Below are 16409 nucleotides of genomic sequence, written 5' to 3'. Positions count from 1 at the left end.
CCCCGACCTACCCGCGGTTGTGGGATTTAGCTTGCGCTTCGGCGGCCGCCCCGTCGTCGCTGTCGCGGTGGGGACCGTCCGCCGGCTGTTCGGCGGCCGCCACCCGCTGGAATTCGAGGACGGCGACCGTCCCGGTCGGGTCGTTGTCCTCGAACCAGAACGTCCCGCTGTACAGCTCCATCATGACCGAGACGAAGTAGAGGCCGAACCCGTCGGCGGTCTGGTCCGGCGAGAGCCCGCGCTCGAACACCTTCGTCTTCAGTTCGTCGCTCATCCCGGGGCCGTCGTCGGCGATGCGGACCTGCAGCCAGTCGCTGGCCCGCTGGACCGACACACACACCCGCGGGGTCTCGGCGTCGTTGTGGTCGACCGCGTTCCGGAGGACGCTCAGGAGGACTTCGTCGAGCAGTTCGTTCGCCTGCACGCAGTAGTCCCCGTCCAGTTCGCAGGTCACCGACGCCGAGTCGTACTCCGCCCGGAGCGACTGGACCGAGCGACGGAGCGTCGCGTTGAGGTCGACGGCACCCAGCCGCTCCGCCTCGCTCGCGGTCACGGTGTTGTTGATGTCCCGGATGGTCTCGCTCATCTCCGTGAGCTTCGTACACCAGTCGCTGATGCTGTCGATGTGGTGTCGCTCCGACGCCGACACGTCGTCCCTGACGTGCTCGGCGCGGCCGCGGATGACGACCATCGCGTTGTGCAGGGAGTGTCTGAGCAGGCCGTTGAAGAACTCTATCTGCTCGCGGCGACGCTTGACCGAACTCCGGCTCCGGCGGAGTTCGCGCTCGCGTTCGACCTGGTCGAGGGCCACCTGGGTCGTCTGTGCGAGAATCGCGGCGTATCGCCGGTCCTCCGTGGCGAACGTGTCGTCGTGTGACGCAACCGCCATCACGCCGTGAGAGCCAAGCGGCAGCATGAGCGCGTTGTCGAGGGGGTCGAGGCCGTCCTGTTCCAGCGAGACGGTCTGTACCTCGCCGGTCTCGTAGGTCCGCCAGAGCTTGCTCTCGGGCTCGTCCGTCGGCCGGCCGTACAGCAGTTCCGCCTCGACGTGTTCGGCGACCGTGTCGCTGACCACCGCCGGTTCGAGGACGCCGTCGTCTTCGAGGAACACGCCCGCCGCGTTCTGGTCGAGGACTGCCGTCGCGAACTCGACGGCCATCTCCGCGACCGCCTCGGCAGTCTCGGCCTCGATGAACTGCTGTGTCGCGGCCTGGAGCGCTTCGAGCCGGTCCTGGCGGCGCTGCTGGCCGGTCACGTCCCTGAGGACGACGAGCCGGCCGCGCTCGGTCCCGAACTGGTCCGTGAGACTCGTCGTCTGTGGGTTGTAGTACGTGAGCGAGTCCCCGAAGGAGAACACCTCACCGTGGGTGATGTGGTCGGAAAGGCCCGGCGCGAGGGCGTCGAGGGACTCCCCCTCGGGGTCGGGGTGGTCAAGTTCGGCCGCAGCAGCGGCGTTGTAGTCGATGACCGACCAGTCCTCGTCGAGCGCGACAACCGGGTCGGGGAGGTTGTCGACGAGGGTGTCCCCCGACAACGTCGTCACCGACAGCGACTCGTCCTTGAACAGCACCCAGCCGACGAACAGGATGCTGACCGAGAACGCCATCGGCGTGAAGTCGATGGCCGGATGCGGCGTGTAGCCGAAGTCGTACAGCACGGCGATGACCCCGGGGAGGACGGCCCCGACTGCGATGGCCGCCGTCTGCCGCCGGTAGATGTTCTCGGACCGGAACAGGAACTCGAGCAGGAGCGCGTAGCCCAGCAGTAACGGCACGTAGGAGACCGCGAGGCTCGGCGTGTAGACCGCGCCCCGTTCTACGACGAACAGCGTCACGCCGCTCTGTGTGACCGGGACGGCAGTCGCCTCGACGAAGCGCCCCTGGCCGACGAGCAGTAGCAGGACGTCCGCGTTCGCCGCGAGCAACAGCGGCGCGAGACGCGACGGGCGGAGCCACGACCGCCGGCCGGTGTAGACGAGCACGAAGACGGCCCAGAGGCCGATGAGCTGGGCCGAGGTGGTCCGCGCCAGCACGTACGCCGTCTCCGCCACGTCGGGGCCGGTGGCGAGGACCTGCCCGAGAGCCACGGCACACCAGCAACCCCCGGCGAGTGCGAGCCAGCCGTACTGGCGCGCGCCGGGGGTCTCCTGGTGTCGAGTGGCCAGAACCGCGACTGCGAACCCCACGAGCGCTCCGCCTACGTTCCCGAGGATGGCGACCGTGGCGATGTCGACATCCATATCGATACCTACTCGCAGGTCGCGTTTCCCCGGGTTATGCCTTTGGGCCGCGTTCTCAGGACTGCAAACACGCCGGTGTCGGTTCGCTACCTTTTTGCCTACACTGCTGAAATTCCCGGGCATGCTGACAGTCCGGGCGCCGGCTACCAGTGCGAACCTCGGGAGCGGCTTCGACGTGTTCGGCGTCGCACTGGAGCGTCCGGCCGACGTCGTCCGCCTCGAAAAGGCCGACCGGGTCACCATCGAGATGACCGGCGCTGGCAGCCAGTACATCCCGGAGGACCCCGACAAGAACACCGTCGGCGCGGTCGCCGAGGCGCTCGATGCGCCGGCCCGCATCCAGATTGACAAGGGCGTCCGCCCCGCCTCGGGGCTGGGATCCTCAGCGGCCAGCGCCGCCGCGGCGGCCGTCGGACTGAACGAACTGTACGACCGCGGCTACTCCCGCGAGGAACTGGTCCCCATCGCCGCCAAGGGCGAGGCCGTCGTCTCGGGTGACGCCCACGACGACAACGTCGCCCCCTCTATCCTGGGCGGGTTCACCATCGCCACCGAGCAGGGCGTCACACAGGTCGACGCCGACATCCCGCTGGTCGCGTGTCTCCCCGATATCGTCGTGTCCACGCGAGACGCGCGCAACGTCGTCCCCGAGAGCGCCAGGGTCGAGCAGCTGGTGGAGACGGTGGGCAACGCCGCGTCGCTGACGACGGGGATGCACCGCGACGACCCCGAACTCGTCGGGCAGGGGATGCACGACACCGTCGTGACGCCGGCCCGCGCGAAGCTCATCGACGGCTACGAACAGGTCCGCGAGGCCGCCCTGGCGGCCGGTGCGACCGGCGTCACCATCTCCGGGGCCGGTCCGACCGTCATCGCGGCCTGCGCCGAGGCGGACCGCCGGCGGATTGCGAGCACGATGCTCGACGCTTTCGGCGAGCGCGGCGTCGACGCCCGCGTGTATCAGACCCGAATCGGCCGCGGCGCGCAAGTGTTCTGAGGCCGCCGGGCCGCCGTCGCCGCTGCTGACAGCCGGAACGGGCCGACCCGGCGGGTCGCATCCGCGACCGAACGGCCTGCAGGTGCCGCTGGGGAACGACGGGGGTCTACCCGCCCTGGACGAATTCGTTGCGAACGTCCCGAAGGACTTCCTGGGCGTGGCCCTCGGGGTTCGAGCGGTCCGGGTCGTAGACAGACTTGACTTCGCCGTCGGCCAGCACGAACGTCCGGCGGTCGGTCCGGCCGCCGCTGGTGTCGAGGCCGAACGCCTCGGCGACGGTCCCGTCGGGGTCGGCCAGCAGGTCGTACAGCAGGCCCTCCTCCTCGGCGAACTCGTCGTGGGTCGCCACGTCGTCCATCGAGACGCCGTAGACGGTGATACCGCCCTCACGGAACTGCGGGAGGTGGTCCTGGAAGTCCCGGGCCTCGATGGTACAGCCGCCGGTGAAGTCTTCGGGATAGAAGTACACCACGGTCGGCTCCTCGAAGTCCGGTGAGACAGTGTCGCCGAACTGGTTCTGTGCGCTGACGTCGGGCGCGGGCGCTCCGGGTTCGAGCATCACCCGCTGTTCGCCCGAGAGGCCTACACACCTTTGGGTGGCGGCAGCGCGCCAGCAGGATTTGGACAACCATTTAACGGACCCCTCGGAAACCCAGACTATGTCGAATCCGCGAATCCTGATTCTCGGGCCGCCGGGAGCCGGCAAAGGAACCCAGAGCGCCAACCTCGCCGACGAGTACGGCGTCGAGCACGTCACCACCGGCGACGCGCTCCGGGCGAACAAGGACATGGACATCAGCGACATGGACACCGAGTACGACACGCCCCGCGAGTACATGGAGGCGGGCGACCTGGTCCCGGACGCGGTGGTCAACGCCATCGTCGAGGAGGCGCTCTCGCAGGCCGACGGCTTCGTGCTGGACGGCTACCCGCGCAACCTCGACCAGGCGGAGGAACTGGAAGGGATGACCGACCTCGACGTGATTCTGTCGCTCGACGTCTCGCGCGAGGAACTGGTCGACCGGCTCACCGGTCGCCGCGTCTGTGACGACTGCGGCACGAACTACCACGTGGAGTTCAATCAGCCCGCGGAGGAGGGCGTCTGCGACGAGTGTGGCGGCGACCTCATCCAGCGCGACGACGACAACGAGGAGTCCGTCCGCAACAGGCTGGACGTGTTCGACGACAACACCGCACCGGTCATCGACCACTACGAGGACCACGACGGGTTCGTCGCCGTCGACGGCGAGCAGACGCCCGACGAGGTCTGGAGCGACATCCAGGACGCCGTCGACGCACAGACGGCCTGAACCCGGACGGAACCGCCGTTCGGGACCGACGCAGCCAGGACCGCCAGAGTAAAACGTTGATATGCCGTCGCGCCTCAAACACACACAATGGCACGTACCGCGCCGAAGGTAGAACGACTCGCCGAGGACGGCGAGGCAATGACTGACGCGCTCTCGACGGTGCTCGCCGCGGCCGAGGAGAACGGGACCGTCACCTGGAGCGACGTGAGCGACGACCTCACGAGCGGCGAGTGGGGACGGCTCATCGAGTCCGGGCTGCTCATCGACGCCGACGGCGAGGGCTTCGTCATCGACGACCCCGAGGGCGTCCGCGAGGCGCTCGAGGAGTCCGACGCGGCCCCGAGCGACGATGACGACGACGGCGGCTGGTCGAAGTGGGACAAGCTCGCCGGGCTCGGGACGCTCGGCCTCTTTGCCGGCTACTCGCTGACCTCCGTCAGGGACGTCATCGCGGGCGGCGTCATCGACATCTTCCTCGGGCCGCTCAACGACATGCTGCCGTTCTACGTCGTCATCCTGGTGCTGGCCATCATCACCGGGACTACCTCGACGATTCTGCAGGACAACCTCATGGACATGTCGGGGATGAGCGACCACCAGGAGAAGATGGAGGACCTGAAAGAGCGCCGCAAGGCCGCGAAGGAACGCGACGACCAGGAGGCCCTGGACCGGCTCGAAGAGGAGCAGATGGAGCTGATGACCGACCAGATGGGGATGTTCAAACAGCAGTTCCGCCCGATGGTGTGGATAATGCTGGTCAACATCCCGCTGTTCCTCTGGCTCTACTGGATCGTTTTCGGCGCCGGCGTCGAGGCGAGCCCGGTGATTACGCTCCCCATCTTCGGAGCGGTCGAGGCCTGGAGCAACGGCGTCGCCGGCCCGGTACAGGCGTGGATTGTCTGGTACTTCCTGTGCTCGCTCTCCTTTACCCAGATTATCCGGAAGGCGCTCAACGTCGAGACGACGCCGACCGGGTAGGCGCGAAGAGACAGCCCTTTCTATCGGGGCCTCCCGAACACCTCTATGTTGATTACCGTCTCCGGCCCGGCCGGCAGCGGCAAGAGCACACTTGCCAAGAGCCTGGCCGACGCACTGAACTACGAGCACGTCAGCGGCGGCGACATCTTCCGCTCGCTGGCCGAGGAACGCGGGATGACGCCGCTGGAACTGAACAAGGCCGCCGAGGAGGACGACCAGATAGACCGCGACCTCGACCGGCGGCTCCGGGACATCGCCGCCGAGCGCGACGGCCTCGTGCTGGAATCCCGTCTCGCCGGCTGGATGGCCGGCGAGTACGCCGACATGAAACTGTGGCTGACCGCGCCACTGGACGTGCGCGCCGACCGCATCGCCACGCGGGAGAACAAGCCCTTCGAGCAGGCCAAGACCGAGACCAGGGAGCGCGGCGAGAGCGAGGCGCAGCGCTACAGCGACTACTACGACATCGACTTCGACGACCTCTCTATCTACGACCTGTCGGTCAACACCGCCCGCTGGGACCCACAGGGCGTCCTGAGCGTGACGCTGCACGCCGTCGAGTCGTACAGCCCCGACGGGGATGAGGGGCAAGCGCCGGTCGAGAACGTCCGGTACGAGTTCTGAGCCGATGACGCTCCGTGCCCCGCCCGAGGACCGCAACCTCGACTCGCTTCGCTCTTTCGGCGTCGTCAACCTCGACAAGCCGCCGGGGCCGTCGGCCCACCAGGTCGCGGCCTGGATTCGTGACGCGACCGGCCAGGACCGGGTCGCCCACGGCGGGACGCTCGACCCGAAGGTGACGGGCTGTCTGCCCGTGTTGCTCGGCGACGCCGCCCGGATGGCGCAGGTGTTCGACGACGCGGTCAAGGAGTACGTCACCGTTCTCGAACTCCACGACCGGGCCCCGGCGGACATCGCGGACATCGTCGCCGAGTTCGAGACCGAAGTCTACCAGAAACCCCCGCGCAAGAGCGCGGTGAAGCGCCAGCTTCGCTCCCGCCGGATTCACGCCTTGGACGTGCTGGAACGCGAGGAGCGCCGACTCCTCCTGCGGGTGCGCTGTGAGTCCGGGACGTACGTCCGGAAACTGTGTCACGACATCGGCCTCGCGGCGGGGACCGGTGCACACATGGGCGACCTCCGACGGACGGCGACGGGGACCTTCGACGACGCGTCGCTGTCGACGATGCACGACCTCGTGGACGCGCTCGCGTTCGCCGAGGAAGGGGACGAGTCGCAGGTGCGCGAGGTTATTCAACCGGCGGAGCGCGCGCTGGTCCACCTGCCGCGGGTCAGGATTGCCCCGAGCGCGGCCCGCGAGGTCGCCGAGGGCGCGCCGGTGTACGCGCCGGGCGTCATCGATGCCGGTCCGGCCGAGGCGAGCGAGGCGACGCCCCAGCAGGGTTCGCAAGTGGTCTGTGTCACGCCGGACGGCGCGGCGGTCTGCCTCGGGACGCTCGTCGGCGACCCGGACGCCGAACGCGGCCTCGTCGTCGAACTCGACCGTGTGCTGGTCTGAGACCGCGCCCCGCGGGAAAAACTAAGACCGCGTCCCGCGTATTGTGAGCATGGACCGATGGGTCGATCCCGACGAGGCCGACCCGGCGCAGTGGCGCGGTGCGGGCCCACACGAGGACCTACGCCGGGGCGCGGAGACGGTCTCGGTGCTCGAACGAGCCTGCCGGACGCCGCTGCCGTATCAACACGAGATAGACGTCCACCACTCCGACGACGTCGCCGAGCAGTTCCAGTCCAGCGAGTACGAACACGCTCGGGTCGTTTACAACAGCGGCGTGGACGCCGAGCGCCGAATCAAGCTCCTCACTCGCGGCGTGCTGTGGGGCGGCGACGAGACGCACCAGCGGTTCCAGGCGCAGTACCGCCGACCGCCGCCACCGACAGAGACCGTCCCGTTTGGGGAGTACACCGTCTGGAGCCGGTACCAGTACGGGACTATCGAGCGAACCGACGACGGACTGACGTTCACCGCGAACGAGGGAGGCCCGGACGAGACGCTCCGGGAACTCGACTGGGGGACCCTCTTCGACCCGGTCCAGGAGCGCCTCGCGGAACTGGAGCTGGTCCGGAACCCCGCCTTCGGCAAGTACCGGTTCGAAGAGCTCGGCGAGTGGGAGGCCTACCGCACGCGATTCAAGTACGACCCCGGCGCGTTCGCCGTCGGTCCCTGATTAGGGACTGTATAATAAACCGGGGCGAGGGCGTCGGCTGTCGTCATGACCCACCTACTGACTGCGGTCCCGCTCCAGGCCGGCGGCGGGTTCCTCGAACTGGCGCTGCTGTTTCTCGTCCTCGCCGTCGTCGCCGGACTGGCCGGTCTGGGCGGTATAGCGGGACTCAGCATGCGAATCGCGAAGATTCTCGTCGTCGTGTTCCTCGTCCTGATGGTCGTTAGCTTCCTCCTGTGACACCGGTGTCGGTGGTCGGTCCGCCACGCCGTTTCTGAATCCTTTTATCCACGTGACGACTTCTGTCGGGTATGACCGAGCAGGACGCAGCCGACGACACGGCCGCGACGGAGGAGTCGACCGCAGGCGAGGCGCGAGCGGACGACGCGAACGTCGAGGGCGCGCCGGAGGACGTCGACGCCGCGGAGGTCGACTTAGGCGAGTTCGAGGTCGACGACGACCTGGTCGACCGGGTCGCCGAGTCGGACCCCGAGGACACCGCCCGAGAACTGGCCGCGCTGCGAACGCGCGTCGACAGCCTCGAATCGCAGGCCACTCAGCAGGACGGCGACATCGAGGAGCTGGAGGACAAGCTCAAGCGCAAGCAGGCGGAGTTCCAGAACTACAAGAAGCGGATGGACAAGCGCCGCGAACAGGAACAGAAGCGCGCCACCGAGGACCTCGTGACGCGCCTGCTCGACGTGCGGGACAACCTGGAGCGGGCGCTCGACCAGGACGAGGACACGGACATCAGAGGCGGGGTCGAGTCCACGCTCCGCCAACTCGACGACGTGCTCGACGCCGAGAACGTCGAGGTCATCGACCCCGAGCCCGGCGAGGACGTGGACCCGACACAGCAGCAGGTGCTCGCCCGCGTCGACAGCGACCAGCCCGAGGGGACGATTGCAGACGTCCACCGGCCGGGCTACGAGATGGCCGACAAGGTGTTGCGCGAGGCGCAGGTGACCGTCAGCGAGAGCGAGGAGTAGCGGCCACCCTGCCGGCGTAGCGGTCGTGTTGCGGTACATTAAATAATCACCGGTCAGGGAACGCCGCCGAGTATAAAACCGCCCGGAGGAGGGGCCGTTGGGTGTTTTTCGAATCAGTACATCTAGCAACTTTTAACCGGCCCAATCCGCTATGAGCGGGTAAGATGGCGAGCAACAAGATTCTGGGTATCGACCTCGGGACCACGAACAGCGCGTTCGCGGTCATGGAAGGTGGCGACCCCGAAATCATTGTCAACGGCGAAGGCGAGCGGACGACACCCTCTGTCGTCGCGTTCGACGACGGCGAGCGGCTCGTCGGGAAGCCGGCCAAGAACCAGGCGGTAAAGAACCCGGACCAGACCATCCAGTCCATCAAGCGCCACATGGGCGAGGACGACTACACGGTGGAGCTGGACGGTGAGGAGTACACGCCCGAGCAGGTCTCGGCGATGATACTCCAGAAGATAAAACACGACGCCGAGGAGTACCTCGGCGACGAAATCGAGAAGGCGGTCATCACGGTGCCGGCGTACTTCAACGACCGCCAGCGGCAGGCGACCAAGGACGCCGGCGAAATCGCCGGCTTCGAGGTCGAGCGCATCGTCAACGAGCCGACCGCGGCCGCGATGGCCTACGGGCTGGACGACGAGTCCGACCAGACCGTCCTCGTCTACGACCTGGGCGGCGGGACGTTCGACGTGTCCATCCTCGACCTCGGCGGGGGCGTCTACGAGGTCGTCGCCACGAACGGGGACAACGACCTCGGCGGCGACGACTGGGACCACGCCATCATCGACTACCTCGCCGAGGAGTTCGAGGCCGAACACGGCATCGACCTGCGCGACGACCGGCAGGCGCTCCAGCGGCTGACCGAGGCCGCCGAGGAGGCCAAAATCGAACTCTCCTCCCGCAAGGAGACGCGGATCAACCTCCCGTTCATCGCGACCACCGACGACGGCCCGCTGGACCTCGAACAGAAGCTCACGCGCGCGAAGTTCGAGTCGCTCACCGAGGACCTCATCGAGCGCACCGTCGGCCCGACGGAGCAGGCCCTGGCCGACGCCGACTACACCAAAAGCGACATCGACGAGGTCATCCTCGTCGGCGGCTCGACGCGGATGCCCCAGGTCCAGGACAAGGTCGAGGAGATGACCGGCCAGGAGCCCAAGAAGAACGTCAACCCCGACGAGGCCGTCGCGCTGGGCGCGGCCATCCAGGCCGGCGTCCTCTCGGGCGACGTGGACGACATCGTCCTGCTCGACGTGACGCCGCTGTCGCTGGGCGTCGAGGTCAAGGGCGGTCTGTTCGAGCGTCTCATCGAGAAGAACACGACCATCCCGACCGAGGAGTCCAAAATCTTCACGACCGCCCAGGACAACCAGACGCAGGTCCAGATTCGCGTCTTCCAGGGCGAGCGAGAAATCGCCGAGGAGAACGAACTGCTCGGGGCGTTCGCGCTCTCGGGCATCCCGCCGGCCCCCGCGGGCACGCCGCAAATCGAGGTCTCGTTCAACATCGACGAGAACGGCATCGTCAACGTCGAGGCCGAGGACAAGGGCTCGGGCAACAAGGAGGACATCACCATCGAGGGCGGTGCCGGCCTCTCCGACGACCAGATAGAGGAGATGCAACAGGAGGCCGAACAGCACGCCGAGGAGGACGAACAGCGCCGCGAGCGCATCGAGGCCCGCAACGAGGCCGAGGCGTCGGTCCGCCGCGCCGAGACGCTCCTCGACGAGAACGAGGAGGAGATAGACGACGACCTCCGGGCCGACATCGAGGCCAAAATCGAGGACGTCGAGGACGTCCTCGACGACGAAGACGCCACGAAGGAAGACTACGAGGACGTCACGGAGACCCTGAGCGAGGAGCTGCAGGAAATCGGCAAGCAGATGTACCAGGAGCAGGCCCAGCAGGCCGCCGGCGGCGCTGCGGGCGCTGGTCCGGGCGGTGCGGCCGGTGCCGGCCCCGGCGGGGCTGCCGGACCGGGCGGCGCAGCGGGCGGCGCGGCCGAGCAGGGCGAGGAGTACGTCGACGCCGACTTCGAGGACGTCGACGAGAACGACGACGACGAGTGAAGCGAGCCGAGCCGCGCTCGTCCGCTCGGTAGACGAGTAAGCCGGTTTCGCCAGTTCGGAAAGACACGGAGCGACTCCGGAACGAACGTGCGTTTCTCCTATCGCTCCAACGTAGCCGAGCCGTGACGGAATACGGCACGGGGACCAGTCGTGGGCCGCGGTGGTACCGACCGCACTCTGTGTAGCCGGCTCGTCGGCCTGAATTATAAGTGTATTAGATAGTCAGTGTGTCACTTCGAAGTTATGTGCGACGTTGCTGCCGAAGTGAACGCGCGTGAAACAGCACTCCAGCGGAGATATCGAGCCGCCGCGCTTCGTGTCAGTCCACGTACCGATGAATTGACAGCAGAATTAATATGATATACCAACAAATCCTCAGTAATGGGTGAATCCGACGACCGGTCCAGCTGGATATCCGACGCGCCGGACGGCCTCCACGAGGAGTTCGACTGGGACGTCATGTCGCCGTCGGTTGCCGTCGTCCAGACGGTCGCAGCCGCGGCCGACCGGGAGGCGAGAGAGCTCTCGCCGCTCATCGAGGCGCTGGACCCGGACGCGCTCGACGAACTGCTCGGCCACGCCACGGACTCGGACGGAGACGTGTCTCTGTCGTTCCAGTTGGACGAGTTCGCGGTGACCGTAACCGGGGCCGGGGACGTGTACGTCCGCACGAAACGCGTCGGTCCGTGACGACGCGCCCGGTGCGTCGCCACCGGTCGTCGGTGGCGCTTCGGCGACGACAGGACCTCCTCAGCCGGTCCCGTTGCCGAGCGTGACAGTGTCGAGCGTCGTCGTCCGTTCGGCCGGCGCGCCGAGCGGGCGGCCGGTCCAGCGGACCGCGACGGTGTCGCCGGCGTCGAGGTAAAAGCCGACGGAGACGTGGCCGTCGAGGTAGTTCCCGTCACCGTTCGAATCCACGCGCGGGTCGTCGACGACGAGCGTATCGCCGGGTTCGACGGGCAACTGGCCCGCCCCGGCCCACGTCAGCGTGGTCGAGCGGTTCCGGTCGGCGTCGGTAACGACGAGTTCCAGCGCGTGCGTGCTGGTGGCCGTGAGGCGGTCCCCGCCGGCGTGGGTGAGCGTGACCGTCCCCGCCTCGGCGTCGAACTGGCCGTCGACGTCGACCGACGGCGCTGCCGTCCGCAGGTCCGCGCCGGGGCCGACGACGAGTGCGGCCAGGCCGAGGACGGCCAGCGCCGCGAGCCCCCAGACTGCGACGCGCTCGACCGTGACGAGACCTCGGTGACCGCGCTCTGGACTCATTGCCGGAACCGTCCCCCGGCACGGAAATAAGCGCCCCGGTACGGGCCGAAGGTCGACGCGCCTCAGACGAGCGTGCGAAGGATAGACAACTGCGAGGAACCAGACCGCGGGCGTCGATGGCGCGGATGCCGTCCGGCGGTTCGAGGTCCGGGTCACGGGTACGGACACTGTTAGTCGGCAACCCGTTCTTTTGAAGTAGCTCAATCGTCTAAGCCTCGTACAACGAATGAGTCAGGATTTCTACGAGATACTGGGTGTCTCTCGGGACGCCTCCGGAGACGAGATAAAGGAGGCCTATCGGGAGAAAGCCCGGGAGTACCACCCGGACGTGAGCGACGACCCCGACGCGGAGGAGAAGTTCAAGCAAGCGAAGAAGGCAAAGGAGGTGCTGACCGACGACGAGAAGCGCCAGATGTACGACCAGATGGGGCACGAGCGCTTCGAGCAGGCCGAAAAGCGCGGCGGAGCCGGTGGCGGCGGCCGCGGCGGGATGGGCGGGGACCCGTTCGGCGGCGGTGCCGGCGGCTTCGATATGCAGGACATCTTCGACCAGTTCTTCGGCGGCGGTGGCCGCGGCGGACGGGGGAGCCGACGGCGGCAGGGCCAGGACCTCCAGACGCGGCTGGAAATCGACCTCGAAGAGGCCTACGACGGCGCGACCAAGCAGTTGAACGTCACCCGGCCGGAGACCTGCGGCGACTGTGACGGAGCCGGCCATCCGCCGGGGGCCGACTCGGAGACCTGCCCCGAATGTAACGGGCAGGGCCAGACGACGCAGGTCCAGCAGACGCCGATGGGGCGGGTCCAGCAGACCACGACCTGCCGCCGGTGTGACGGCGAGGGGACGCTGTACGACGAGACGTGTTCGACCTGTCGGGGCAACGGCGTCGTCCAGAACGACGCGAGCCTCGAAGTCGAGATTCCGGCCGGCATCGCCGACGGGCAGACGCTCCGGATGGAACGCGAGGGCGCGCCCGGCGAGCACGGCGGCCCGAACGGCGACCTGCTCATCGAGGTGAGCGTCCGCGACCACCCCGAGTTCGAGCGCGACGGCGACGACCTGCAACACCAGCAGGCCATCTCGTTCCCGCAGGCCGTCTTCGGCGACACCATCACCGTCCCGACGCTGGACGGCGAGGTCGAAGTCGACGTCCCGGACGGAACCCAGAGCGGCGAGGTGTTCCGCCTGGAGGGGAAGGGCATGCCGCGGCTCCGCCGCCGCGGCCGGGGCGACCTCTACGTCCAGGTGCAGGTCGTCACGCCCGACAGCCTCAACGCCGAGCAGAAGGAGGCACTCGAGCAGTTCGCGGAGGCCGGCGGCGAGGAGGTCGACGTCGAGGAAGGATTCTTCGAGAAACTGAAGAACTCGCTGTAAGCAGTCGCCGCTGGCCGGCGTCCCGGTCCGGTCGCCTCGCCGACAGCGGCCGCGGTATCGATGATTTCCGTCACCACGTCGAGCAGCCGGTAGGCGGGCGGCGTGTCGACGTCGCTGTGCCTCGTGTCCGCGCGGTTTTTCATCGGTGGAGCCGAACGTCGACCCATGCAGGTACTCGGTGACCTCGTCGCCCAGGCACGCGACCGCGACGGCGTCCTCTTTCGCTCGCCGGAGCGGTCGACGCCGTACAGCTACTCCGATTTCGCCACGAACGCCTGGAAAGGCGGGAACCTACTGCGCCACTACGGCGTCCGGCACGGGACGCGGGTCGCCGTCGTCGTCGGCCCGAAAGAGCCGACCGACGAGGACCGGCCCGGCTACCTCCGGGACGCGCCGGACGCGCTGCTGGCCTTCCTCGCGGCCGCGCTAGACGGCGCAATCGTGGACATGGACCCGCCGAGCGCGGTCGACGCGACGGCGCTGGTCGCGCCCGCGGCGTGGCTCGACCGCTACACGCAGGGCCCGGGGACGAAGGGGCTGGCCTACGGCGGCCCGGTCGACGACCCGACAATCGCACAGTTCGAGCGGGAGCTGTGGAGCGAGAACCCGCTCCAGCCGCCGGGTGAGCTCGCGCCCGACGACGAGGTGCTGGCGGCCGATAGAACCTACACGCACGGCGAACTCATGGCCGAGAGCGGCCGCGTCGTCGCCGACTACGACGTCGACGCAGCGACGACCGTCGCCCTTCGGGCACCGATGACGACGGCGGGTGCGCTCGTCGCCGGACTGCTCGCGCCGATGCGGGCCGGTGCGACGGTGGTGTTCGGTGGCGACGAAACCGCCGACATCGCCGTCGCCGACGGGGACGCACCCGAAGAGACGGTCGTTCGCCCGGCCGACGCGACGCCGTCGTAGCGACTCGGCAGACGTTCGTCATTGATGTACTCATCGGGTACGCGGCACTCGCCGTGTTGCTGTGGACAAGAAGCGGAACCGCTGGTCAGTCACTTGAAGACAGCTATTGCTTTGTTAAAGAATATATCCGTCCGGCCACAATCACGGGTATGGATTTTGACTTCAAAACTGCGGTAGCCCCACTCGTTGTAATTGTCGCCATTGCGACAGTGGCATTCATCTCTATGGATGTGATGGGGCGCTCGACAGTGTTCATGATGGTGCTGCCATCGATGATAGTGTTCTCGGTCATCGCGTTCTTTTTCGGAATGAAACACGGCGAGTTCCGCGCCAGTCCGTAACAGCCGCCCTCAGTCCGCTCGGTCACGGAACAACGACCCTGACTCCGATTTCAACGCCACTCGGTTACCGGCAGGACTGCGTATTGACTGGGACAGGATTCTATGCGGAATCACTGTCAAGCGGCAAAATGCCATTATGCTCGGGAAGTGCCTCGACGGACTCAAGCCCGGGCTGTCGCCGGAGTCGTCTACACGGTAGCTTTGCAGTCACTCCGTCGGGCGCACGAGGTCCGCGAGCGTCACCAGCAGGCCGAGCACCCACCCGACCGGGATGGAGATGCCGAGCCAGATGAGGATGTGGGCGATGTCGTCCCGCTCGAAGTTCTGGATGAAGAACTCCGCGAGGCCGACCGACGCCAGCACTTCGTAGAGGAACCACCGGGACAGCGAGTCGCTGGCGGGGATGACGACGGCGGCGACGGTCGTGGAGTACAGCGCCGCGACGACCGGCGGCAGAAAGACCGCCGTCACGGCGAACGGGTACGCCAGCACGACGGTCGTCCCGCGCCCGCCGACCCGTCGGAAGGTGACGGCGAGTGCGGCCGACAGCGTCGCCACCCCGCCGGCGACGGCGACTGCGGTGAACCCACCGGACACGAGGTTGATGCGGCCCGGCTCGTACCGGGCGAGCGCCGCCAGGCCGCCCCAGACGAGCGCCGAGAGGAGGACCACGCCGACGACGCCGAGACGCGTCGCCGTGCCGTCGATGCGCCGTGTCTGGTACCGCAGAACGACGCCACACAGCACCAGGGGGTAGACCAGCGCGATGACCGGGACCCCGAGCGCCGACCAGAGCCGGTAGAGGGCCATCCCGACCGCCGAATCGGGCGTCCACGTCCCGAGAACGGTGTCGGTGGCGTTTCGCTGGCGCGGATACACGAGCTCCATCCACGTCTCGTGCAGGCGGTTGAGGTCGATACGGATACCGCCGACGACCCCGTGGCTTCCGGTAGACATACGGGTGGTTTCGGCCTACCGGCGTTAAATGTTTCACGGCACCGGGGGCGGCGCGTCGTCTCTGAGGGCCGATTCGAAACCGACATATTCAGGACGGGGAGCCCCAAACGGTCAGGTATGACAGACGGTAGAGCGGACGTGTCCCGTCGGGGCTTTCTGCGGACGGCGGCGGGAGCCACGGCTGCGTCGGCCGCTGCAGGTACCGCGACCGCACAGGAGAGCACCGAAAGCGGCGGCAGCGGGGGCGGCCCGCCGGACTTCGGCGGGTTCCTCGACCAGGTCGGGAACTTCGACGGCTCCGTCGCCGACGCGACCGGACAGGACACGGCGACGGTGGAGGTCGGCGTGCAGGCCAACGGTGGGGCTTTCGGCTTCGGCCCGCCCGCGATTCACGTGGACAACGGCGCGACCGTCCAGTTCGAGTGGACGGGCAACGGGGGCGGCCACAACGTCGTCTCGGACGGCGAGGGGCCGCTTGACTCCGGGAGCGCCGTCTCCAGCGCCGGCGTCAACTACGAGCACACCTTCGAGGAGGACGGCATCTACCCCTACGTCTGTGTCCCCCACGAGGGGCTCGGCATGAAGGGAGCTGTCGTCGTCGGGACGGACTACCCGACCCAGTCCTCCGGTGGCGGTGGCGGCGGGAGTTCCGGCCCGCCCGAAGTGCCAAACAGCGCGAAGACGCTCGGCGTCGCCACCTCGTTCGTGATGGTCGCGACGCTGGGACTCGCGTACTTCTTCATCCGGTACGGCGGCGACTACGAGACGCCCGAATAGACCG

Annotated in this window: 18 protein-coding genes; 14 read left to right on the top strand and 4 right to left on the bottom strand. The window is 67.7% G+C overall.

What is annotated here, in order from left to right:
• Nucleotides 1-7: 7 nt before the first annotated feature.
• Complete coding sequence (locus VI123_RS09095; RefSeq protein WP_336337741.1) at nucleotides 8-2239, bottom strand: sensor histidine kinase; 2232 nt, start codon at nucleotides 2237-2239, stop codon at nucleotides 8-10.
• Between the two features lie 121 nt (nucleotides 2240-2360).
• On the opposite strand from VI123_RS09095, the gene VI123_RS09090 reads away from it, so the two are divergent.
• Nucleotides 2361-3236, top strand: coding sequence for a homoserine kinase (locus VI123_RS09090; protein ID WP_336337740.1), 876 nt, complete (start codon nucleotides 2361-2363; stop codon nucleotides 3234-3236).
• 106 nt (nucleotides 3237-3342) lie between these two features.
• On the opposite strand, the gene VI123_RS09085 is transcribed toward VI123_RS09090, so the two are convergent.
• On the bottom strand, nucleotides 3343-3795 hold the full coding sequence (locus VI123_RS09085; RefSeq protein ID WP_336337739.1) for a peroxiredoxin: 453 nt from the start codon (nucleotides 3793-3795) through the stop codon (nucleotides 3343-3345).
• Between the two features lie 100 nt (nucleotides 3796-3895).
• Between VI123_RS09085 and VI123_RS09080 the strand changes: the two genes are divergently transcribed.
• The 9 genes from VI123_RS09080 to VI123_RS09040 all read left to right on the top strand — a co-directional run bounded on the left by VI123_RS09080 (nucleotide 3896) and on the right by VI123_RS09040 (nucleotide 11467).
• Nucleotides 3896-4546: an adenylate kinase gene (locus VI123_RS09080; RefSeq protein WP_336337738.1), complete on the top strand. Its 651-nt coding sequence runs from the start codon at nucleotides 3896-3898 to the stop codon at nucleotides 4544-4546.
• A gap of 87 nt (nucleotides 4547-4633) precedes the next feature.
• Nucleotides 4634-5524 (top strand): DUF106 domain-containing protein, encoded by an 891-nt coding sequence (locus VI123_RS09075; RefSeq protein ID WP_336337737.1) that lies wholly within the window; start codon nucleotides 4634-4636, stop codon nucleotides 5522-5524.
• Nucleotides 5525-5569: 45 nt separating this feature from the next.
• On the top strand, nucleotides 5570-6148 hold the full coding sequence (gene cmk, locus VI123_RS09070) for a (d)CMP kinase (protein ID WP_336337736.1): 579 nt from the start codon (nucleotides 5570-5572) through the stop codon (nucleotides 6146-6148).
• 4 nt (nucleotides 6149-6152) lie between these two features.
• On the top strand, nucleotides 6153-7043 hold the full coding sequence (locus VI123_RS09065; RefSeq protein ID WP_336337735.1) for an RNA-guided pseudouridylation complex pseudouridine synthase subunit Cbf5: 891 nt from the start codon (nucleotides 6153-6155) through the stop codon (nucleotides 7041-7043).
• A 49-nt stretch (nucleotides 7044-7092) separates the two neighbouring features.
• Complete coding sequence (locus VI123_RS09060) at nucleotides 7093-7713, top strand: hypothetical protein (protein ID WP_336337734.1); 621 nt, start codon at nucleotides 7093-7095, stop codon at nucleotides 7711-7713.
• Between the two features lie 45 nt (nucleotides 7714-7758).
• The gene (locus VI123_RS09055) at nucleotides 7759-7950 is read left to right on the top strand and encodes a DUF1328 family protein (protein ID WP_004518555.1); all 192 of its coding nucleotides are present in this window, start codon (nucleotides 7759-7761) and stop codon (nucleotides 7948-7950) included.
• A gap of 71 nt (nucleotides 7951-8021) precedes the next feature.
• Nucleotides 8022-8699 (top strand): nucleotide exchange factor GrpE, encoded by a 678-nt coding sequence (locus tag VI123_RS09050; RefSeq protein ID WP_336337733.1) that lies wholly within the window; start codon nucleotides 8022-8024, stop codon nucleotides 8697-8699.
• A gap of 164 nt (nucleotides 8700-8863) precedes the next feature.
• A complete protein-coding gene (dnaK, locus tag VI123_RS09045) occupies nucleotides 8864-10777 on the top strand; it encodes a molecular chaperone DnaK (RefSeq protein WP_336337732.1) in 1914 nt (637 codons plus the stop codon).
• Between the two features lie 381 nt (nucleotides 10778-11158).
• Complete coding sequence (locus VI123_RS09040; RefSeq protein ID WP_336337731.1) at nucleotides 11159-11467, top strand: HalOD1 output domain-containing protein; 309 nt, start codon at nucleotides 11159-11161, stop codon at nucleotides 11465-11467.
• A gap of 60 nt (nucleotides 11468-11527) precedes the next feature.
• On the opposite strand, the gene VI123_RS09035 is transcribed toward VI123_RS09040, so the two are convergent.
• A complete protein-coding gene (locus VI123_RS09035; RefSeq protein WP_336337730.1) occupies nucleotides 11528-12040 on the bottom strand; it encodes a hypothetical protein in 513 nt (170 codons plus the stop codon).
• A gap of 226 nt (nucleotides 12041-12266) precedes the next feature.
• Here VI123_RS09035 and dnaJ point away from each other — a divergent pair, with 226 nt between their 5' ends.
• From dnaJ to VI123_RS09020, 3 genes are all read left to right on the top strand, one after another.
• Nucleotides 12267-13415, top strand: a complete 1149-nt coding sequence (gene dnaJ / locus VI123_RS09030; protein WP_336337729.1) for a molecular chaperone DnaJ — start codon at nucleotides 12267-12269, stop codon at nucleotides 13413-13415.
• A gap of 165 nt (nucleotides 13416-13580) precedes the next feature.
• A complete protein-coding gene (locus VI123_RS09025) occupies nucleotides 13581-14330 on the top strand; it encodes a hypothetical protein (RefSeq protein ID WP_336337728.1) in 750 nt (249 codons plus the stop codon).
• Nucleotides 14331-14479: 149 nt separating this feature from the next.
• A complete protein-coding gene (locus tag VI123_RS09020) occupies nucleotides 14480-14671 on the top strand; it encodes a DUF7333 family protein (RefSeq protein WP_336337727.1) in 192 nt (63 codons plus the stop codon).
• Nucleotides 14672-14878: 207 nt separating this feature from the next.
• Here VI123_RS09020 and VI123_RS09015 read toward each other — a convergent pair whose 3' ends face one another.
• A complete protein-coding gene (locus VI123_RS09015) occupies nucleotides 14879-15628 on the bottom strand; it encodes a hypothetical protein (RefSeq protein WP_336337726.1) in 750 nt (249 codons plus the stop codon).
• A 117-nt stretch (nucleotides 15629-15745) separates the two neighbouring features.
• On the opposite strand from VI123_RS09015, the gene VI123_RS09010 reads away from it, so the two are divergent.
• Nucleotides 15746-16405 (top strand): halocyanin domain-containing protein, encoded by a 660-nt coding sequence (locus tag VI123_RS09010; RefSeq protein ID WP_336337725.1) that lies wholly within the window; start codon nucleotides 15746-15748, stop codon nucleotides 16403-16405.
• Nucleotides 16406-16409: the final 4 nt, after the last annotated feature.

Origin of the sequence: Haloarcula sp. DT43 (assembly GCF_037078405.1) — an archaeon.
In the GTDB taxonomy this organism is placed as follows: Archaea; Halobacteriota; Halobacteria; order Halobacteriales; family Haloarculaceae; genus Haloarcula; species Haloarcula brevis.
This window is presented reverse-complemented; position numbering and strand designations above follow the sequence as displayed.